The organism is Staphylococcus sp. HGB0015, assembly GCF_000411275.1.
Taxonomy (GTDB): Bacteria; Bacillota; Bacilli; order Staphylococcales; family Staphylococcaceae; genus Staphylococcus; species Staphylococcus schleiferi.
Map to the genome: position 1 here is coordinate 910,377 of NZ_KE150417.1, position 20,460 is coordinate 930,836.

Genomic DNA, 20,460 nt, shown 5'->3' on the forward strand with positions numbered 1-20,460 from the left:
TTAAAATGTTTTGTTAAGTTCGCGTCTCTCTGTTACAAGTTGAGCTAAGCGTGCGAAATCATGTGAACCAAATTCTTCTAAAATTGCTTTCGAGATTTCAAAAGATACCGCGTGTTCACAGACGACACTCGCAGCAGGAACAGCACAACTATCTGAACGTTCAATCGTTGCTTTAAATGGTGCTTTCGTATCAATATCTACTGAATCAAGTGGTTTATACAATGTAGGAATTGGCTTCATAACACCGTTCACAATGATTGGCATCCCATTTGACATTCCGCCTTCTAAACCACCAAGATGATTGGAGTCTCTGTAGTAACCTTTTTCCTCTGAAAACAAAATGGGATCTTGTATTTCACTGCCTAACTTTTCACCCGCTTTAAAGCCTTCGCCGAAACTAACACCTTTAAATGCATTAATACCAACGACACTTTGTGCAATACGACCATCTAATTTTCTATCATAATGCACATAACTTCCTATACCGATTGGCATATGGTTTACGATTACTTGTACCACACCACCAATGGAGTCGCCGTCTTTTTTAGCTTGATCGATTTTATCACGGACAGCTTGAGCAATTTGAGAATCAATCACGCGGACATCATTTTGATCTACATTTTCTATAATTGTTTCAATATCATAAAGACCTTGATCTTTAATACCACCAATTTCAACAACACGACTATAAACATCTATACCTAATTGGTTAAGCATTTGCTTGCAAAGTGCCCCCACAGCCACTCTTGCAGCAGTCTCTCGTGCAGATGAGCGCTCTAAGACATTGCGTAAATCACGATGGTTGTATTTCATCCCGCCAACTAAATCAGCGTGTCCTGGACGCGGTTTAGTAATGACACGTTTCATATTGTCTTGCGCTTCTTCTGAGATAGGTTCAGCCCCCATAATATTGCGCCAATGTGTAAAATCATCGTTCTTTATGACAATGGTAACAGGACTTCCTAAAGTATAGCCGTGACGCACACCAGAAACAATTTCAACTGTATCTTTTTCAATTTGCATACGGCGACCTCGGCCGTAACCGCCTTGACGTTTAAACATTTCTTCGTTGATTTGATCGATGTCGATTTTCATATTTGAAGGCAATCCCTCAATAATAACTGTTAATTGCGGTCCATGTGATTCTCCAGAAGTTAAAAACCTTAACATGACTGACACGCCCCCTTAGATTTATATTCCTAATCAATTTGCGATTAATAAATTGAATTTAAAATTCGTATGCCTCATATCATAGCATAAAATAAAAGATAAATTAATACAATTCAGTCTTTTTTGTTTATCGCTTTTAATGACTAAAGTGTAACCCGAAATTCTCTGTCAATATGCCACTTTTTAATCGTAGTATTGAAGTGGCTCTGTATGAAGTGCTCCGTTCAAAGTTTCACAGTTTAAATAAATTCGAATTGATGGAAATGGCAAAATGATGAATCGCGCAAAAACAAACTACTTTTACTCGAACACAAATGTATATCATAGAAGGAAGATGTATCAACAGCTATCTATATGTTTGAAAGACACAAAAAGAATACTGGCAGATACTGATAAGGCGCATATCCAAAAGAGAAACCCGAGATGATTTCGTTGTTTTCACGAAAATCTCGGGTTCTTAATAATTAACCTTCATACAACCAAGTTTCATCTGGTGTATGATATGTACTGATTTCTTCTTCGTTAAACCATAAAGCAATTTCTCGTTCTGCAGATGCGACAGAGTCTGAGCCGTGGATGACATTACGGCCAACAGTCAAGCCTAAATCTCCTCGAATTGAGCCTGGTGTAGCTTCAGATGGATTTGTGCTACCGATAATGTGTCGTGCGACTGCAACAGCATTTTCTCCTTCTACAACCATTGCGAATACAGGTGCTGAAGTAATGAAAGAAACTAATGAAGAATAAAATGGTTTCCCTTCATGTTCTTGATAATGTGTTTCTGCAAGAGATTTAGAAACTGTCATCAATTTGGCACCTACAAGTTTTAAACCTTTTTGCTCAATGCGCTGTACAATTTCACCTATTAATTTACGTTGAACAGCATCTGGTTTAATCATTACAAAGCTTTTTTCCATGTTGAGATATCCCCCTGTGTATTTATATTACAAGAATATCCTATCATTAGTTTGAAGCGCTTTCAACAACAAACTTATCTAATGCATTCTGTTTTGGAGTCGTTTAATTAATTTTTTAAAATGCGGTGTAATGTCACTTTTAGGCAAAGTATCGAGTAGGCTTGTCGCTTTATCCAAATATTTTTGACTAATATCTAGTGATTGTTGAATGACATCAGAATTTCTAATTTGATTGATACACCACTCAAAATCAGCAGTATCGGACTGACGATTTAAAGTCACAACTTTTTCTTTAAACGTCGGATTGTTTCTCATTTCCAATAAAACAGGAAGCGTCATATGTCCATTGCGCAAATCACTTCCGACGGGCTTCCCTAATTTTTTCTCTGTACTCGTAAAGTCAAGCACATCATCAATAATTTGAAAGCTCATCCCGATATTATGGCCAATATTGCGCATTTTTCTTACAGTTTCAGTATCGGCTTCAGCTGTCATTGCACCAACTTCAGTTGCTAACTGGATCAACAATGCTGTTTTACGATTAATACGTCTTAAATAATTGGTCATTGATTGTGTGGCTCTAAATTGATCTTGAAATTGAAACAACTCACCTCGACAAACTTCAATAATGGCTTCTGAAAGCGTTAGATGGATGCGATGATCTTCAATTTGAGATAAGTGTTCTAATGCACGGGCAAGCAAAAAGTTTCCAGTCAATATGGCTGTAGGTTGATCCCACTTTTTTTCAATCGTCAACTTCCCTCTTCTTTTGTCGCTTAAATCAATCACATCATCATGTACAAGTGTTGCCATATGAATAAGTTCGAGTGATGTCGCTACTTGGTAAGCAGCTGTGTTAGCAGGATTTTGACCAACATAACTGCTTAAAATGACAAAAAGAGGTCGAATACGCTTGCCACCAGAGGATAGGAGGTGATTAGCAGCATTTTCAAGTGTTGAATCATCCGATTGAATCAACTGCTTTAAAGAGTTTTCAATTTTTTTAATTTCTTGATTCAAATTTATTTTTGACATGCATAATCACCTTTTAATTATTTCGATTTCGGTTTGTATGCTAAATGCATAGCTGATACACCACCGGTAAAACTGCGCACTTTAACATTTTGGAAATGCACTGATTCGAAAAGACCTTTTAATTTTTTACGATCTGGAAAATCAAATGCTGATTGTTGTAACCATTCATACTCTTGTTTTGATTTGGCGAATATTTTACCGAATAATGGCATTACAAATTTAAAATACATTTTATAAACTTGTTTAAATACTGGAATAGTAGGTTGACTTGTTTCTAAACATACGACCATGCCCCCTGGTTTAAGGACACGATACATTTCAGATAAAGCTTTAGAATAATCTGGAACGTTTCTCAATCCAAATCCGATTGTGACGTAATCGAAAACATTATCATCAAAAGGGAGTGCCATTGCGTCGCCTTGTACTAGACGAATGTTATCCATATGGGCAGTCTTTTCTTCACCTACTTTTAACATGTTTTCACTGAAATCAAGTCCTGTGACTTCACCTTCTGGACCTACAGCCTTGCTCAACGCAATTGTCCAATCAGCAGTACCACAACACACATCTAATGCTTTTGAACCAGGCTTTACGTTCATTTCTTTCATCACTTTTTTACGCCATACTTTATGTTGTTCAAAACTAATGATGTTGTTTAATCGATCATATTTACCGGATATATTTTGAAACACCTCATGAACATGGGCTTTGTTTACATTGTTTTTTGCCATTTTAGAAACCTCATTTATTCTTTAATATAATTTTGGAGTTGGTTAATCGTCTCTTCAATCTCAGTCGTATCAAAATCGATGAGATAGGTTAAATGTTGAATTTCAAGATGATTAATCAGGTAGGCACGAAGAGTATTAAATTCAGTTTCTTTGCTGAATCGGTCAATTAGAACTTTAATTAAGAGGGTTTCAATCGTAATGATTGTCTCCAAAAATTCTTTTTGGCTTAGCGCTTTGCCTTGATGTTGTATGAATGATTTCAGTTCATTTATTTTAACAATCGCCTGACTCATTTTAAGTTGAAAATGAACATCTTTTAAATCCGCTATTAATTGATAATAGTGGGCACTCATTAAATCACCTATTAAAATTGCATCCCGTTCATAATGATAGAAGCTAATCCGATCTAAATGCTTCATCGATGTATCAATTGAAAGGCATGCAAGTTTCGCATTTAAAGGGACTGATAACTGATCTAACAAATGACTTAATGGTTTATTAATATGTATATTATCTGGTTGATTCAATTGATTCAGTCGATTATCAATTTGTCGTTGTAAATACGTTAAAGTATTCTCCATATGCCCCACCTCTATTTTTAATCACTCTCTATCTTAACACTATCATTCAAAAATTTAAATCTGAATTACTTTTCTATAAGAGATATTGAAGTTTTGAGATGGTTGTATTGTGAAAAGATATGGAAAATTACTTTAATTAAAGCAAAAAGCCCTATAAAGGGCTTTTTTACTTGTAAATAATTGAATTATTTCACTGCATCTTTCAATGCTTTACCTGCTTTGAAAGCTGGAACTTTACTTGCAGGAATATCAATTTCTTTACCAGTTTGAGGGTTACGTCCTTTACGTGCAGCACGTTCACGTACCTCAAAGTTACCGAAACCGATTAGTTGTACTTTTTCACCTTTAGCTAGTGTTTTTTGAATTGATTCAAAAACAGCATCAACTGCTTGACCAGCTTCTTTTTTAGTAAGTTCAGCTTGATCAGCAACAGCGTTGATTAAGTCAGTTTTGTTCATGTCAATTCACCTCCTCAAAGGTTATGTAATGATAATTCAATTATCATTATGGTATGACTTTAACACAACGCCATACAAGACTGCAACGATTTATATGCGAAAAACGTTGATTTAATCGCATTTTGTTAAATTTTAGAGATTTATGACTAAAATGACACACTTCAAGGAAAGTTATTCTGATTTTTTAGTTCTTCCCATTAAGGCTTTTACTGCGCGTTCAACAGGTTCATCCTCGAACAGTACACGGTATAACGCCTCAGTGATTGGCATCTCCACTTGTACAGCGTGAGATAAATGATACACAGATTCAGTTGTATAAACACCTTCGGCAACCATATTCATTTCACTCATAATTTCTTTCAACTTTTTCCCCTTACCGAGCTGATAACCTAATGTGAAGTTACGAGAATGTGTTGAAGTACAAGTCACGATTAAATCTCCAATTCCTCCTAAACCTTGGAAAGTAAGAGGGTCAGCTCCTAATTTGACACCCAGTCTTGTTATTTCAGCAAGCCCTCGTGTCATTAAAGCTGCCTTTGCATTATCGCCAAAGCCCATACCGACTAATACACCACTCGCAATCGCAATAATATTTTTCAAAGCGCCTCCGAGTTCTACGCCAACTAAATCATCATTCGTATAAACACGTAAATAGTCAGTCATAAAAAGGTCTTGGATACATTTACGTAACTCAGAATCACTTGATGCAGCTGCGACAGTTGTAGGTTGTTTAATAACGACTTCTTCAGCATGACTCGGTCCTGATAGAACACCAATGCCAGCATTATATTCAGGAGAAATCGTGTCTGCTAACATTTCAGATACACGCTTAAATGTCTCGTTTTCAATCCCTTTCGTAACGTGGATAAACGATTTTCGAGTCGTTAACAACCCATTGACTTGTGTCATTACCTCTCGGATAGCCTTTGTGGGTAAGGCAACAAGGAAAATATCTGCATGATCAATTGCCGCTTCGATATTTGTTGTCGCCTTAATATAGTGATTTAATTCCACGTTTTTCAAATAATTATGGTTAGTATGATGTGTGTTAATCTCTTCAACTGTTGATAAAGTTTTACCCCACATGAGTGTGTTATGGCCATTCTCTGCTAGAACATTTGCTAATGCAGTACCAAAACTACCTGTACCAAACACGGTAATGTTAGTCATATAAACCCCTCCGATTTAGTTTCGTTTTCGAGCAATAATGTGAACAGGCGTACCTTCAAAACCGAACGCTTGTCTAATTTGATTTTCAAGGTAACGTTTGTATGAGAAGTGTAATAATTCAACATCATTCACAAACACCACAAATGTTGGTGGCTCAATAGCGACTTGTGTAGCATAAAATACATTCAGTCTGCGGCCTTTATCCGTAGGTGTTGGATTCATTGCAATGGCATCTGTAATAACTTCGTTCAGCGTTGAACTTTGTACACGTTTTTTATGATTTTCACTTGCTTCGTTAATAAGCGGGAATAACGTGCGTAAACGCGTACCTTCTTTAGCAGATACAAAAGCGATTTGTGCATAGTCTAAAAATTGGAAGTTTTGTCTAACATCATCCATAAATTTTTTCATTGTTTTACTGTCTTTTTCTAATGTGTCCCATTTATTGACAACGATTACGATAGCTTTTCCTTCTTCGTGTGCGTAGCCCGCAACACGTTTGTCTTGTTCAATAATGCCTTGTTCTGCATCGAGTACTACAAGGACGACATTAGAACGTTCAATTGCTTTCAATGCACGTAACACTGAATATTTTTCAGTAGATTCGTAGACTTTACCTTTTTTACGCATACCTGCCGTATCAATTAATACATATTCTTGACCTTCATAGCTGTATGCAGTATCAATAGCATCACGTGTTGTTCCTGCAACATTAGAGACGATAACACGATCTTCACCAAGAATCGCATTGATTAAACTAGACTTACCCACGTTAGGTCTTCCAATTAATGATAATCGTATCGTGTCTTCATCATATGGATCTTCTTCCTCAGGTTTAAAATGTTTTGCGACCTCTTCTAATAAATCTCCAAGACCAAGTCCGTGTGAGCCCGAAAGTGGGAATGGTTCTCCAAATCCAAGGGAGTAAAAGTCATAAATATCATTGCGCATTTCATGATTATCTACTTTATTGACAGCCAATACGACCGGCTTTTTTGATTTATATAGCATCTGTGCAACCATTTCATCACTTTGAGTGATACCTTCACGCACATTGACCATAAATATAATGACATCTGCTTCATCAATCGCAATTTCGGCTTGTGCGCGAATTTGTGTTTGAAAAGGTGCATCCCCTATTTCGATACCGCCAGTATCAATAATATTAAATTCGTGTGTTAACCAATCGCCACTTGCATAAATACGGTCACGTGTCACACCAGGTGTATCTTCTACGATGGACACACGCTCGCCGACGATGCGGTTAAAAATAGTAGATTTTCCAACGTTAGGACGACCAACGATAGCAACTACAGGTTTCGTCATGATTGTTCTTCCTCTCTATTAATATCTTTATTATTTTAACATATCCATGTAAGCGCATCGACTACAAGCACTATGCTAAATACAACAATCGTATTATATCATGTGAAGTAATGGATATAAATGGAACGTATCACAGTCTTTTTCACTTCATTAATGCATCCAAAGAAAAAGAGTAAAGTACAAGTCAATTGTAATTGCTTAGACTCATACTTTACTCCACGAATACAGACGAATGCATCAACACATATCTGATTAATGATTCATGTTGACGCATTGTAATCTCAATAAATTTATATTATAAATTTAAGTCTTTAAGTTTATCTCCAAAAACATCTCCTAATGTAGGATTGTTTTCATTTTCATCAGTTGATTGTTGCGTGTATTGTTGTGTTGTTTCCTCTGAAGCTTCTTCAGTTTCCTCTTTAGGTAAGGCCGCTTTGATTGATAATGAAATACGTTCTTCTTCAGGATTGATACCTAAAATTTTAACTTGAACTGTTTGTCCAGGCTCAAGTACTTCACCAGGTGTGCCAATATGCTTGTGGCTGATTTCAGAGATATGAACAAGGCCTTGTAAACCGTGATCGATTTCAACAAAAGCACCGAAAGAGGCTAAACGCATAACTTTACCTTCTACAACATCACCTTCACTATATTTTTCTTGAATTGTTTCGAAAGGACTAGGTAAAGTATCTTTAATTGAAAGTGAAACACGTTCAGAATCTTGTTCTACAGAACGAACTTTCACTTTTACAGTGTCGCCAATTGTAACGACTTCTTCAGGTGTTTTTACATGCTCGTGAGATAATTCAGATACATGGACTAAACCATCTACGCCACCAAGATCGATGAAGGCACCAAAGTTTGTTAATCGTGCTACTTTTCCTTCGATAATGTCGCCAGCTTTAATAGATTTTAAAAGTTCTGCTTTTTTCTTTTCATTTTCTTCTGCTTCTACTGCTTTGCGGCTTAAGATGACACGATTTTTTTCAGGTTCAAGTTCTTCAACTTTAAGTTCAAGCACCTTACCTTCATAATCTGAGAAATCTTCAATGTAATCAGTTGAAATTAACGATGCAGGAATGAATCCTCTTTGACCAACATCCACAACTAAGCCACCTTTAACAACTTCTGTTACTTTAGCCTCAATTGTTTCGTTGTTATCTAATTTTTCTTGTAAGTACGCATAAGATTTCTCTTCTTCTAACTTGCGTTTAGAAAGGATGTAACTTCCTGTTTCATTTTCCTCATCGATTTCAATTTTAGTAACATATGCACCGATTTCATCTCCAACTTTAACAACTTCATTCGCGTTGTCCACGTGATAAGTTGATAGTTGGCTAATAGGAATAATGCCGTTAAATTTTCCACCATTTACATGTACAACAACGTGTTTGTCTTCAATTTGCTGTACTTCACCTGTAATCTTATCGCCTTCCTTAATGTCATTAATCATTGATTCATTGAATTCTTCAGTCATCATGAATGCCTCCTTATACTACTACATAATAATAACTTCTTATAAAAGCGTTGAATTGTCAAGAAATTTAGATAAGTTTGAATAAAATAATTCAAACTTTATTTACTAGCGCTATAATTCGATTTGTGACTTCTTCAATGGATAATCCTGTTGTATCAATTTCTACAGCGTCAGCTGCTTTTTTTAATGGTGAAATTTCACGATTCATATCATAGGCATCTCTTTCGGCAATATCTTTTTTTAATTGTTCAATTGAAGATACAATCCCGCGTTCTTGGTTATCTTTGAAGCGGCGCTCAGCACGCTCTTCTACAGATGCAATCATATATACTTTTACTTCGGCATCAGGAAGAACAGTTGTGCCAATATCTCGGCCATCCATAACGATGCCTTTTTTAGCCGCTAATTTTTGTTGTGCTTGTACTAAAAACGTACGCACTTCTTTAATTGAAGCAACATAGGATACTTCTTGCGTAACATCATTTTCTCGTAGAAAATCAGTGACATCTTCATCATTTAAATAGACACGCTGCCCTTTTTCTGGATCATATGCAAGATTTAAATCAATTTGATCCATCATTTTGTCAAAATGCACAATGCGATCCTTATGTTGTAAGTAATAATAAGTAATCGCACGATACATAGCCCCTGTATCGACGTACACCATTCCGAGTTGTCCTGCAACTCTTTTCGCTATAGTACTTTTACCAGCAGCTGCTGGTCCATCTAATGCAATATTTATCGCTGTCATTTGTTACCTTCCTTGTCGTTTGTTTAACATTATTTTATCATAAGAATGGATGGCTTTACGAGGAGGAACTTATATGAAAAAATTATTAGTCATACATACAGGGGGCACCATAAGTATGTCGGAAGATGAATCAAATAAAGTGAGTACGACTACTGACAACCCTATTTCACATCATCAAGATGTCATTGCGAAATATGCAAAAATTGATGAAATTATGCCTTTTAACGTGCCGTCACCTCATATGACAATTGAGCATGTGAAGATTTTAAAAAATACGATTGAAGCACCAGAAAACTTAAATTATTATGATGGCTTTGTCATTACTCACGGTACGGATACATTAGAAGAAACAGCTTTTTTATTAGATTTAACAGTTGCTACTTCTAAACCGATTGTCATCACGGGCGCCATGCGGTCTTCAAACGAAATTGGTTCTGATGGTTTATACAATTTCATCGCTGCAATACGTGTAGCGATATCGGATGACTCTGAAAATAAAGGCGTAATGGTCGTATTTAATGATGAAATTCACACTGCACGTAATGTAACTAAAACACATACATCAAATACGAATACATTTCAAAGTCCTAATCACGGGCCACTGGGTGTGATAACGAAAGCAGGCATTTATTTTCATCACAGACCATATGAAAGTCAAAATTTGCATCTGGTTGATTCTACTCTGAACATCCCCCTGGTTAAAGCATATATGGGAATGGGAAGTGAGATGTTGCAATTTTATGCAGATACACAAGTGGATGGATTAATCATCGAAGCATTAGGGCAAGGTAATCTGCCACCTACTGCAATGCAAGGGCTGAATGCATGTTTAGCACAAGGTATGCCCATTGTGTTAGTTTCACGTTCTTTTAACGGTATTGTAAGTGCTGTGTATGCGTATGAAGGTGGCGGTCATCAACTGTATGAAAAAGGTGTTATCTTCTCTAATGGATTAAATGGTCAAAAAGCTAGACTTAAATTGTTAGTGGCATTGAGTAACAAATTGACGCATCAACAAATACAAAACTATTTTAATGAATAAAACGATATCATTTGGATTTTTTAAGATAGGATAAAAGTGATTGTAGAAGAAACTATCTGGATTTATGAAAAGAATATGAATAAACAATAGAGCAGTCGTTGTCTATGTTATGCTTACCTTAGACAACGACTGCTCTATTTAGATACACTAAAGGTAGCGTATCATTTATGATTCTAATGGAGATTGTTTTTTCGTTAAAATATCTTGCGCAATCGCATCGCCATGATATTTACCATTTTCAATAAAAATTGTATTCGCATCATTTCCTGCTGCAATAACACCTGCAATATAACAATTTTCGATATTTGTTTCATACGTATCATGATGGTAAACAGGAGCTGTTCCAAAATCGTTTGTATGCACTTCGATACCAATAGATTTCAAAAATTCATAATCTGGATGATAGCCAATCATTGCAAATACATAATCATTTGGAATGGTGATACGTTCGCCTTCTTTTTCAAAAGTAACATGACTATCAGTAATTTGAGTGACAACACTATTAAAATGCATTTTCACGTTTCCTCTACGGACCAATGATTCAAAGTTTGGTAAAATCCATGGCTTAATAGAAGGTGAATAATCTGCACCACGATAGATTACGGTCACTCGTGCGCCCGCTTTTTCTAATTCAATTGCAGCATCGACTGCTGAATTTTTCCCACCGATCACAACGACATCTTGGTCAAAATAAGGATGGGGTTCTTTGAAATAATGCATAACTTTTGAAAGTTCAGCGCCTTCAACCTCTAATGTATTATGTTGACCATAATAACCCGTTGCAACAGTTAAGAAACGACATTGATAAACATCTTTCGTAGTAGTTAAAGTGAAATGATCGTCTATTTTCTTTACCGTTAAAACTTCTTCAAAAGCGTTAATATTTAACTGATGATACTTTACGACTTCTCTATAATAAACAAGTGCTTGATTTCTTCTAGGTTTAAGCTCCTCAACAATAAAAGGAACATCACCAATGCTGAGTTTATCACTTGAAGAGAAAAATGTTTGATGTGTAGGGTAATGATAAATGGCATCGACTACATTACCTTTCTCAATAATAAGTGTTTCAATCCCTTTTTTCTTTTGTTCTATAGCAGCACTTAAGCCACAAGGACCGCCACCGATGATGATACTCTCTACAGTTTTCATTTTTAAACAAGAACATTAAAAAATGATGGTGAGTTACCACATATTATGCTACTTTAATGTTCTATATAGCCTCCTAATTCACATACTAGCACAGTATATTATAAGAACTGTTATTTTCCTTAAGTATTATAACAAGTTTTTTTATGAATCTAAATTGAAATGTATGTACATAATGTTAAATTTTTTCAGGTTAACGAAGTGACTTGCATACTGGTTTATGGGTGTTTTCCTGCTTTTATATAGCTTATTATTAAGATGCACTCAATATATAAAACATAAATAAGACTAGGAAATCTTGATACATTTAGATTTCCTAGTCTTATTTTTAATCATTTGTATTGGTTGACGACGAGTGCGCTGTTTGCGCGTCCCCTCTGTCATATAAAATATAATAATTATGGAATAATCAATTGTTGTCCATTTCTAATGTTATTACCTTGGATACCATTTGCACGTCTAATTTTTTCAACATTTTCAGGAGAACCATTACCATAGTATTGAATAGCGATGCGATATAAGTTTTGGTTACCTGTTACTGTATGGGTATGGCCAGTATTGTTTTGGGCTTGTTGATTATTCGCTTGTCCATTTTGTTGGCCATATTGTTGATTACTTTGATTGTATTGTTGTTGATTTTGACCTGTAGTATCTTGTGCGCCGTTGTTATTTTGATCTGAAGCATTTGAGTCATCAGTGGCATTGTTATTATCAGCACTATTATTATCATCTTGATTGTCTGATTGTGCTTTATCATCATCTTTAGTCGAGTTATCTTTATTAGCTTCTTTATCTTTCTCTTTATCTGATTTACTGTGCTCTTTCGTTTCATGTTTTTGAGCAACGTGTGATGCGTGATCGCCTTGTTGATTATGATTAACGAGATAAACACCACCAAAAATGGCTAAAGCACCTAATAGAATAATCGCTGCTAATAAAGGTAACAATTTCTTGAATCTACCACCGCTTGATCTGCCATTTGAAACATGTGTTTCATGAGCGGGTTGACTGTTTTCAGTGCCTGTATGAGATGATGGATGTGTTTGTGACGCGCCTGCCCCTACTGCTGCGCCATTAATTACATTCTCTTTATCTGTGTTACTTTCATGTTGTGCTTTTTTATCATTTGATGATGGATCATCTTGATTTGAATGGACACCTTCTGAAGACTCATGATGAGCCGTTGTTTTATCGTGATGATGTTTAGCGATTGCGCCACCCCCGACAGCGGCAGCACCTGTTAAGGCAGCTTTGTCTTTACTATCGTTTTTTTTGTCATCATGTGTCTCTGAATCATGATTTTCATCGTGCGTTTGATCTGCTTTATGATCTTCTATACTTTGATCATTTTGATGAACTTCTTGCGTTGAATGCGATTTTGCCTCATCTTTTGCGATAGGTTGATCGTTTTCAGCTTTTGTATGTTCATCCTGATGATTAACAAAGCCCCCTACTTTCCCTGGTCTTTTTTGCGATTTTTCATTAGTTTCCTGTTCGCTCAAATCAGTTTGTTGATCTGCTTGATTTGCTTCATTTACAGGTGATGGACCATGCTCTCTCTTTCTATGACGTCTTGATGCATTTCGAGGTGGGAATTGTTGGTTGTTTTCAGTTTGTTGTTCTGAATCGTCTACATGTGTCTCACTAGATGGTTCATCATGATTGTGAGATTTTATTTCTTGACGACTCTGTTCGAATTCATCCTTAAAATTATCTTTTGACACATACATTCATCCTTTCTACGTATATTAAATATATAGCTATATTTAAGGGATTTAAAACATGATAACCTCAATTATTAAAGAAAATTTACCAACCGTTTACATATCCCGATGATTGAAATAGCTATTAAGTATTTATATTGATTATAGCGGTTTTAAAAACGCTGTGTAAAGCATTGTAAAAACTAATGAAATAAATTTTCTAATTTTTCACTGCAATCTAACTTTCGCTTCACTTTTTTCTTATTTTTTTCATATATCGGTTCGATTGTTTCGCAACGATCACAACATTGTGACACGGTTTCATTAGGCATTTGAAAATAAGAAAGGAGATGTTGTCTTCTGCATTTTTGAGTTAAAACATAATGATGCATATGACGGAAAGCGCGCAATTTTATTTCTTCATTTTGTTTGAAAATAGCACGTAATTGTGCGAGTGTAAAGGCTTCGCTCAAAACATCTAAAATCTCTATGATTTCTGAGTCTATCAATTGTCCGAGTTCATATTGTTGAATATCTATTTCTCTTATAATATTTCCTGTTGCGAGAGTTTCCATTAAATATTGGTCATCTGGTTGAAACAATGCAATCGCTTGGCTTTGTTGTCCATCTCTACCAGCACGTCCAATTTCTTGCATATAGCTAGAAGGACTTGGAGAAAGATGGAAATGAATGACTGTCCGGATATCCGGTTTATTAATGCCCATTCCAAAAGCACTCGTCGCTACAATGATGCGAATATCATTTTTTAAAAACTGTTGTTGCACCGTTAATCGTTCTTGATAAGACAAATCTCCATGATAAATCCCTGTTAAATAGCCCGCTTGATAAATGGTCTGTGCGAGTTCTAGGCAAACTTTTTTTGAAGAGACATAAACGATGGTTGGCCCAGAATACGCAATTTTGTCAATTAACCACGTCACTTTCTCTTCATGCGAAGACTTTAATTCAACGGATAGAGCGATATTTGGACGGTCCATTGAAAATTGAATCTTGTGCATCGGCTGTTGAATGACCTTTTCAATGTCTTCTTGTAAATGAATTGTCGCTGTTGCTGTTAATGCTAATACAGTTGCGTTTTCAAATTGTTGGGTTATCTTTCCGATTAAAGCATAATGCGGTCGAAAGTCAAACCCCCATTCAGAAAGGCAGTGGACTTCATCTAATACAACGATACCAAAAGGAATATTTTTAAATTGGTTGAAATAATGTGGTTGTAAAATGAACTCTGGGCTCACAAAGACAAAACGTGACGACTTTATTTTTGCGATCGACAGCCTTTTTTCTGCATCTTCTAAACCAGAATGAATGGCAACAACCTTTTGCTCTCCTTTCATCTTCATTTGCATCACTTGATCATCCATTAAAGAAATAAGAGGTGAGATAATGAGCGTTGGCTGTTGTTTCATATAAGTAGGTAATTGGTAACAAAGTGTTTTACCTGTACCAGTTGGTAATATGCCCAGTGTATTCTGATGTTGTAGCACACTGGTAATGATTTCTTCTTGTCCTGGTCTAAATGATGTAAAGCCGAAAAATTGTTTTAAAGCTGCTTTAAGCATCTAATTCTCCTTTAGCAATCCCTACAATTGCAAGTTTAATTTCAAAGTACGACATATTATCAAATCGTTCTTTATAACGTTTTAAACGCTGATACGGTTCAGCATTGTATTGATTAATAAATTCTTGATTAAAATGATGTAGAAAATCTTGATAGTTATACATTTGATTTTTCATAAATAAATCTAAAATATGATCCTCGATTGTATTTTCTCTCACACCTTCAATTTGAGCAATTTTTTGGAGGTTATAACCTTGATTTAATAATTGTGCCGTCTGATGTACAGGTTGTGAAACGTGAAGTCTCAGTGCACACTGAGAAAGTATAGGAAAGTCACTACTTTCGTTTATCATTAGATAAATTAGAACAAGTTCTTCATAAAACATTTTGAATAAATCTTCACTCTCGATAGATTCAATCATACTGATTTGGGTAAAAGTATACATCGGTTCATCAAAACCTGTTAATAAATAATGGCTATATATTTTTTCTCGTTGCGCTTCTAAGTTTTGATAAAGCGTACGTAATTCTTGCTCTAATTGAGATAAAATGTTTTCTATTTGGTCAGATTGATAAATTTGCTTTACAACTTGATGGACTTCAGTTTGAGACGAAATCGGTTGAAAAGCCATTTGATTGTGTCTGGCATAAGAATAAGTTTGTGTGAGTAGTTGTATGGCATTAAAAGAAGCTTGTAAACATGGAAAAGTAACTTGATTCGTTATTTTTAGTTCAGTCGTTATGGTTTCTTCTTTAATGATTTGTTCAAAAGTTTGCATCTTAAGCTTTGGTGCACAACCATATAAAGACAATAGATTTAAAGAGACCGCATCAAAAAAAGTTTGATGAGATTTTTTTCCTATGATAATATTAAAGATGCTTTTTTTAGTTTTATAGGCTGATGCATGATGATATGCATAATTAATTAAGTGTTTCATCATTTGACCTCATTCTAAAACGAATATATTGAAAATTTAAGTACACAGAACTACAATAAAATTATAATGTTAGTGTGGCACTTTGAAAAGGGAGGCGAAAAAATTGGCTAAATATACGATAGTTGATATGGATACTTGTATCGCTTGTGGTGCATGTGGTGCAGCGGCTCCAGATATTTATGACTACGACGATGAGGGTATCGCATATGTGATTTTAGATGACAACCAAGGTACAACACCTGTACCAGAAGAGTTGTATGAAGACCTTGAAGATGCTTTTGAAGGTTGCCCTACTGATTCTATTAAAGTTGAAGAGGAATCATTTGATGGCGATGCACTCAAATTTGAGTAGACGATAAACAGCGATGATTGCTAGAGACAAGATGTCTTTAATATAAATATAAAACAATCGAATGTCTAGGAATAGACTGAAGTTGAGTGGATGTTTTCATGTTGTACATCCTACTCAACTTATTTATTTTAAAGTTATAAATGTGCATTCAGCTCCACTTGTCATTAAAATTTTTCGCATAAAAAAGAGATGTGTCTTCACAAATTGTAGAAGATACATCTCTTTTTTGTTTAATGACAACATCAACGTTAAGCAGAATCATCTAGGCTGAATAGACTTTGTCTCAGACTTCCTAGTCATGTGCTTCGTTTGAATATGTTTTTATTTTAGAATATGGCCAATACGTTTATATAACAATATAAAGATGACTGATACTAATGCACCTTTAATGATATTGAATGGAATGATACCCGCTGCAATGATAAGCTTAAGATTATTCGCTACATCGGCTAAATTCATAATCATTCCAAACAGTGGAAGTAGTACGAAATAATTTAAAACACTTAGTAATACAGTCATAGCTAATGTCCCAACGATAAGACCAATGATTAATTGACGTGTTGTTTGACGTGATTGATATACCCAATAACTCACTAATAATAATGTTGTTCCAGCTAAAAAGTTGGCAACCGGCCCAACAGGATCGCTCACATTGAAAAAGAAATTAAGTAAATTTTTAATTAATTCAACTAAAACTCCAGCGATGGGTCCTAAAGTAAAAGTAGCTAATAGAGGTGGAACATCACTAAAATCAATCGTTAAATACGGTGGTAAAAATGGAAGCGGGAATTTAATAAACATTAAGACCACCGATATGGCACTTAACATTCCCACAATAATCAAATGTCGTGTTTGCTTTTGTTTCATGAAAAAACCTCCTATTAAATTCATCTTAGTTGAATAGGAGGATTAAAAAGCAACACAAATAAACCTCCATCTTCTCCCATCCAGACTTTACTGTCGGCTCTAGAATTTCACTAGATCAGCCACAAAATATCAAGATTTTGATTTTTTGCAGGTCGCAGGCTTTAATTTACTGCCGGTTGGGAATTGCACCCTACCCCGAAGATGAATTCGTTTTTCTATTTTAATGAGTATAGTGTACATGAGAATGCAGCCCAAAACAATGTTTTTGCAATCATTTGACAGTAAGATTCTTTGATGGGATGGTTTTATTTGAAATTTATCGTTTACTGCCAAGTGTCATTGACGTAAAAACAGATATAAGCGCATTATCTTCTTAATTATGAGGGGTTGGATGCTTCTAATTACAGAGAGAATTGCAGGATTGCGCGCCTTTTGTATCAAAAATAGGCTTGGTGATTGGCTCGTCAGGCCTATTTATAATAGAGTCACGAAATTTTTTTATCATATAAAGAAAGCGCTCAGACGATTTCTATTTAAAATCATCTGAGCACTATTGATTTTGCGACTGATGCCCTAATTTTATTAGCCTACTAAAGCGTGATAAATACCAAGTACACAAAAAAACAGGCACTTAAATATTTTTTAAACTTTATGCCTTCTTTTTAGGCAGTGTGATGGTAAAGGTTGTTCCCTCGTTGATGCGACTGTCAACATCGATGTGGCCACCATGCGCTTCAATAATCATTCGCGTGATAAATAGCCCAAGTCCAGTACCTTGTTTTCCGCGTTTACGAGCAGCATCAACTTTATAAAAGCGTTCAAAAACTTTTTCTAAATGTTCGGAAGGAATACCTACTCCTGTATCTTTAACGATTAAAATTTGTTGGTCTATAGTTGATTTTGCATGAATAGCTATCGTATCCCCTGGTTGTGTGTATCGAGAGGCATTATCAACTAAGTTAGTTAGCACTTGCTCCATACGATCAAAGTCATAATACCAAGGTAAGGCCATTTCGCCATCGAGTTGAAAATCTAGATGTAAATCGAGCTCATAAGCTTGTTGTCTGTATTTAATCGCCATTTTTTTAATTAAATCACTCATCGGCTGGACTTCTTGCGTTACATTTAGACCTTCAGCATCCATTTTTGCTACGTTTAACAGTTCATTAACGAGTCGACTGAGGCGTTTAGATTCATCTAAAACGATAGACAAAAATTCATTAATTTCATCAGGTTCTGTAACCACACCATCAACAATTGACTCAGTATAGCCTTGTAATAATGAAATAGGCGTTCTAAGTTCATGAGAGACGCTAGCAATAAAATCTTTCTTCACTTGTTCAAGCTCATGTTCATTCGTCATATCTCTGATAATGACCACAAGCCCGCCTTCACCATTCGTTTGAATATTATGAATGTAACTCATAATGACCACATAAAAGCGTTGATTCATCTCATATTCTCTGAATTCTGTACTTTGACTTTTAAAAGTATCATCAATTTGTTGATCGAACATCTCTTTATCATGCGCGTTCATTTCTGACAACATCCGTTGTGCGAGCTGATTTGAGATGATGGTTTGTCTATGATGATTAATCCCTAACACACCTTCAACCATTGAATTGATTAATGTATCTCGAATATTTTTAGAAGTGACTAATGCATCGATATGACTCTGGATACTCCGACTCATTTTGTTAAAAGTCATTGCCAATTCGCCAATTTCATCTTTTGTTTGAACGGGTACACGTTTATCATAATTTCCACGCGCGACCTCCCTTGCCTGCGTTTTAAGTTGACGCAAAGGATGTGTAATACGTGTTGATAAGAAAAATGCGAAAATGGTCGTAATCGCTAAAAAGACGACAGCTGTGATTAAAATAATGATAGTAATAATATTATTTGTTTCATCGATGCTTTTTAAGTCTTGATAAATAAAAATAACAGAGGCTTTGCCGGTTGAATCTTTCGACGGATACCCTAGCAATACAAAAGTATGTTTTTTACCATCAATATTAAACATGACATGTTGAAGTTTCGATTTATTTTGTGTTAAAACTTTTTCAAATAATGCATGTTGATTGATTTCTTTTAACATTTTAGATTTAACTACATCATGCTCATTGATATGAAGGCGATCGGGTAAGATAATGAGACCTTTATTATTTTCCAATAGGTCTTCACTATGTTCGATTGCTATTTTACGATTGTGACTATTTTCAATCACTTTACTTACATTTTCAGCACTTTTATAGAGAGAGCGTTCTGTTTCTTGCGTAAAATAATATTGGAAAAATGTGATGAGTGCAGCGCTTAATAAAATTAAAACTGTCGTTACTATTAATAAAATAGTTAACCACAGTTTTATAACGACATTATTGAGTCGTTTCATCCGACTGAATAACTTCAAACTTATAGCCTACTCCCCATACAGTTTGAATCATTTTAGCTGCATCTGCAGAAACTCGATTCAGTTTTTCACGCAAGCGTTTGACATGTGTATCCACAGTTCTTAAATCACCGTAAAATTCATAGTGCCAAACTTCTTTTAATAATTGCTCTCTATCGAAAACTTTATTTGGCGTTTTAGCTAAAAAGATGAGTAATTCATATTCTTTAGGTGTTAAATTCACTGGTGTTTCATCCGCTAAAACTTTATGCGCATCATTGTCAATTGTGAGATGTTTAAACTCAATCATATCACGCGCATGAGGTTCATTTTGTTCAGCTGTTGCTGATTGTGTCCGGCGTAAAAGTGCTTTGACACGTAAAACGACTTCGCGAGGTGAAAAAGGTTTAACAATATAATCATCTGCACCGGATTCGAAACCTTCAACACGATTATTTTCTTCGCCTTTTGCTGTAAGCATAATAATTGGCGTATCTTTCGTTTCGCGTAATTTCATCGCAACTTCAAGACCATCCAATTCAGGTAACATCAGGTCTAATAAAATACATGCATAATCGTATTTCGTTGCTAATTCTAATGCTTCGCGACCATCACTCGCTTCAGCTATCTCGTAACCTTCTCTTTCTAAGTACAATTTTAATAATTTTCTAATACGATGTTCATCATCTACGACTAAGATTTCATTAGTCATCATGACATACCTCCCACACATGGTGACATTTCTAACCTAAAGTTTATTATAGCATATCGAAATATCTGCTTGATAATAAAACAATGAATTTGAATTAAAATTCCATAAAA

19 protein-coding genes and 1 riboswitch are annotated in these 20,460 nt (G+C 35.3%); of the genes, 2 read left to right on the forward strand and 17 right to left on the reverse strand.

Going from position 1 to position 20,460, the window contains the following annotated elements; genetic code table 11:
- The 10 genes from aroC to cmk form a co-directional block, all read right to left on the reverse strand.
- Positions 1-1,170, reverse strand: coding sequence for a chorismate synthase (gene aroC / locus HMPREF1208_RS04180; RefSeq protein WP_016425107.1), 1,170 nt, complete (start codon positions 1,168-1,170; stop codon positions 1-3).
- Between the two features lie 464 nt (positions 1,171-1,634).
- Positions 1,635-2,087 carry a nucleoside-diphosphate kinase gene (gene ndk / locus HMPREF1208_RS04185; RefSeq protein ID WP_016425108.1) on the reverse strand — a complete coding sequence of 151 codons (453 nt, stop codon included), beginning with the start codon at positions 2,085-2,087 and terminating at the stop codon, positions 1,635-1,637.
- Between the two features lie 78 nt (positions 2,088-2,165).
- On the reverse strand, positions 2,166-3,122 hold the full coding sequence (locus HMPREF1208_RS04190) for a polyprenyl synthetase family protein (protein WP_016425109.1): 957 nt from the start codon (positions 3,120-3,122) through the stop codon (positions 2,166-2,168).
- Between the two features lie 17 nt (positions 3,123-3,139).
- Positions 3,140-3,853: a demethylmenaquinone methyltransferase gene (locus HMPREF1208_RS04195; RefSeq protein ID WP_016425110.1), complete on the reverse strand. Its 714-nt coding sequence runs from the start codon at positions 3,851-3,853 to the stop codon at positions 3,140-3,142.
- 14 nt (positions 3,854-3,867) lie between these two features.
- Entirely contained in the window at positions 3,868-4,434 is a 567-nt protein-coding gene (locus tag HMPREF1208_RS04200; RefSeq protein WP_016425111.1) for a heptaprenyl diphosphate synthase component 1, read from the reverse strand.
- Between the two features lie 185 nt (positions 4,435-4,619).
- The gene (locus tag HMPREF1208_RS04205) at positions 4,620-4,892 is read right to left on the reverse strand and encodes an HU family DNA-binding protein (protein WP_016425112.1); all 273 of its coding nucleotides are present in this window, start codon (positions 4,890-4,892) and stop codon (positions 4,620-4,622) included.
- 171 nt (positions 4,893-5,063) lie between these two features.
- Positions 5,064-6,062, reverse strand: coding sequence for an NAD(P)H-dependent glycerol-3-phosphate dehydrogenase (locus HMPREF1208_RS04210; RefSeq protein WP_016425113.1), 999 nt, complete (start codon positions 6,060-6,062; stop codon positions 5,064-5,066).
- A gap of 15 nt (positions 6,063-6,077) precedes the next feature.
- Positions 6,078-7,388, reverse strand: coding sequence for a ribosome biogenesis GTPase Der (der, locus tag HMPREF1208_RS04215; RefSeq protein WP_016425114.1), 1,311 nt, complete (start codon positions 7,386-7,388; stop codon positions 6,078-6,080).
- Positions 7,389-7,683: 295 nt separating this feature from the next.
- A complete protein-coding gene (gene rpsA, locus HMPREF1208_RS04220; RefSeq protein WP_037559132.1) occupies positions 7,684-8,868 on the reverse strand; it encodes a 30S ribosomal protein S1 in 1,185 nt (394 codons plus the stop codon).
- A gap of 91 nt (positions 8,869-8,959) precedes the next feature.
- Positions 8,960-9,619, reverse strand: coding sequence for a (d)CMP kinase (gene cmk, locus HMPREF1208_RS04225; RefSeq protein WP_016425116.1), 660 nt, complete (start codon positions 9,617-9,619; stop codon positions 8,960-8,962).
- Between the two features lie 73 nt (positions 9,620-9,692).
- Between cmk and HMPREF1208_RS04230 the strand changes: the two genes are divergently transcribed.
- A complete protein-coding gene (locus HMPREF1208_RS04230; RefSeq protein ID WP_016425117.1) occupies positions 9,693-10,661 on the forward strand; it encodes an asparaginase in 969 nt (322 codons plus the stop codon).
- A 165-nt stretch (positions 10,662-10,826) separates the two neighbouring features.
- On the opposite strand, the gene ypdA is transcribed toward HMPREF1208_RS04230, so the two are convergent.
- The 4 genes from ypdA to HMPREF1208_RS04250 all read right to left on the reverse strand — a co-directional run bounded on the left by ypdA (position 10,827) and on the right by HMPREF1208_RS04250 (position 16,030).
- Positions 10,827-11,813 (reverse strand): bacillithiol disulfide reductase YpdA, encoded by a 987-nt coding sequence (gene ypdA, locus HMPREF1208_RS04235; protein WP_016425118.1) that lies wholly within the window; start codon positions 11,811-11,813, stop codon positions 10,827-10,829.
- A 395-nt stretch (positions 11,814-12,208) separates the two neighbouring features.
- Positions 12,209-13,534: a LysM peptidoglycan-binding domain-containing protein gene (locus HMPREF1208_RS04240; RefSeq protein WP_016425119.1), complete on the reverse strand. Its 1,326-nt coding sequence runs from the start codon at positions 13,532-13,534 to the stop codon at positions 12,209-12,211.
- Between the two features lie 182 nt (positions 13,535-13,716).
- Positions 13,717-15,093: a RecQ family ATP-dependent DNA helicase gene (locus tag HMPREF1208_RS04245; protein ID WP_016425120.1), complete on the reverse strand. Its 1,377-nt coding sequence runs from the start codon at positions 15,091-15,093 to the stop codon at positions 13,717-13,719.
- Positions 15,086-16,030: a helix-turn-helix domain-containing protein gene (locus HMPREF1208_RS04250; protein WP_016425121.1), complete on the reverse strand. Its 945-nt coding sequence runs from the start codon at positions 16,028-16,030 to the stop codon at positions 15,086-15,088. Before HMPREF1208_RS04250 ends, HMPREF1208_RS04245 begins: the two co-directional genes overlap by 8 nt.
- A gap of 103 nt (positions 16,031-16,133) precedes the next feature.
- On the opposite strand from HMPREF1208_RS04250, the gene HMPREF1208_RS04255 reads away from it, so the two are divergent.
- A complete protein-coding gene (locus HMPREF1208_RS04255; RefSeq protein ID WP_014613875.1) occupies positions 16,134-16,382 on the forward strand; it encodes a ferredoxin in 249 nt (82 codons plus the stop codon).
- Between the two features lie 321 nt (positions 16,383-16,703).
- On the opposite strand, the gene HMPREF1208_RS04260 is transcribed toward HMPREF1208_RS04255, so the two are convergent.
- The 3 genes from HMPREF1208_RS04260 to HMPREF1208_RS04270 form a co-directional block, all read right to left on the reverse strand.
- Positions 16,704-17,249, reverse strand: coding sequence for an ECF transporter S component (locus HMPREF1208_RS04260; protein WP_016425122.1), 546 nt, complete (start codon positions 17,247-17,249; stop codon positions 16,704-16,706).
- Positions 17,250-17,313: 64 nt separating this feature from the next.
- Positions 17,314-17,456, reverse strand: a riboswitch (FMN riboswitch).
- Between the two features lie 442 nt (positions 17,457-17,898).
- Positions 17,899-19,641 carry an ATP-binding protein gene (locus HMPREF1208_RS04265; protein WP_037559135.1) on the reverse strand — a complete coding sequence of 581 codons (1,743 nt, stop codon included), beginning with the start codon at positions 19,639-19,641 and terminating at the stop codon, positions 17,899-17,901.
- Complete coding sequence (locus HMPREF1208_RS04270) at positions 19,625-20,350, reverse strand: response regulator (RefSeq protein ID WP_037559271.1); 726 nt, start codon at positions 20,348-20,350, stop codon at positions 19,625-19,627. Before HMPREF1208_RS04270 ends, HMPREF1208_RS04265 begins: the two co-directional genes overlap by 17 nt.
- Positions 20,351-20,460 lie beyond the last annotated feature (110 nt).

Bases quoted from the DNA above. Each gene is read 5' to 3' on its own strand.
- aroC (WP_016425107.1), bottom strand. From the start codon at position 1,170: ATGTTAAGGTTTTTAACTTCTGGAGAATCACATGGACCGCAATTAACA.
- ndk (WP_016425108.1), bottom strand. From the start codon at position 2,087: ATGGAAAAAAGCTTTGTAATGATTAAACCAGATGCTGTTCAACGTAAA.
- HMPREF1208_RS04190 (WP_016425109.1), bottom strand. From the start codon at position 3,122: ATGTCAAAAATAAATTTGAATCAAGAAATTAAAAAAATTGAAAACTCT.
- HMPREF1208_RS04195 (WP_016425110.1), bottom strand. From the start codon at position 3,853: ATGGCAAAAAACAATGTAAACAAAGCCCATGTTCATGAGGTGTTTCAA.
- HMPREF1208_RS04200 (WP_016425111.1), bottom strand. From the start codon at position 4,434: ATGGAGAATACTTTAACGTATTTACAACGACAAATTGATAATCGACTG.
- HMPREF1208_RS04205 (WP_016425112.1), bottom strand. From the start codon at position 4,892: ATGAACAAAACTGACTTAATCAACGCTGTTGCTGATCAAGCTGAACTT.
- HMPREF1208_RS04210 (WP_016425113.1), bottom strand. From the start codon at position 6,062: ATGACTAACATTACCGTGTTTGGTACAGGTAGTTTTGGTACTGCATTA.
- der (WP_016425114.1), bottom strand. From the start codon at position 7,388: ATGACGAAACCTGTAGTTGCTATCGTTGGTCGTCCTAACGTTGGAAAA.
- rpsA (WP_037559132.1), bottom strand. From the start codon at position 8,868: ATGACTGAAGAATTCAATGAATCAATGATTAATGACATTAAGGAAGGC.
- cmk (WP_016425116.1), bottom strand. From the start codon at position 9,619: ATGACAGCGATAAATATTGCATTAGATGGACCAGCAGCTGCTGGTAAA.
- HMPREF1208_RS04230 (WP_016425117.1), top strand. From the start codon at position 9,693: ATGAAAAAATTATTAGTCATACATACAGGGGGCACCATAAGTATGTCG.
- ypdA (WP_016425118.1), bottom strand. From the start codon at position 11,813: ATGAAAACTGTAGAGAGTATCATCATCGGTGGCGGTCCTTGTGGCTTA.
- HMPREF1208_RS04245 (WP_016425120.1), bottom strand. From the start codon at position 15,093: ATGCTTAAAGCAGCTTTAAAACAATTTTTCGGCTTTACATCATTTAGA.
- HMPREF1208_RS04250 (WP_016425121.1), bottom strand. From the start codon at position 16,030: ATGAAACACTTAATTAATTATGCATATCATCATGCATCAGCCTATAAA.
- HMPREF1208_RS04260 (WP_016425122.1), bottom strand. From the start codon at position 17,249: ATGAAACAAAAGCAAACACGACATTTGATTATTGTGGGAATGTTAAGT.
- HMPREF1208_RS04265 (WP_037559135.1), bottom strand. From the start codon at position 19,641: ATGAAACGACTCAATAATGTCGTTATAAAACTGTGGTTAACTATTTTA.
- HMPREF1208_RS04270 (WP_037559271.1), bottom strand. From the start codon at position 20,350: ATGACTAATGAAATCTTAGTCGTAGATGATGAACATCGTATTAGAAAA.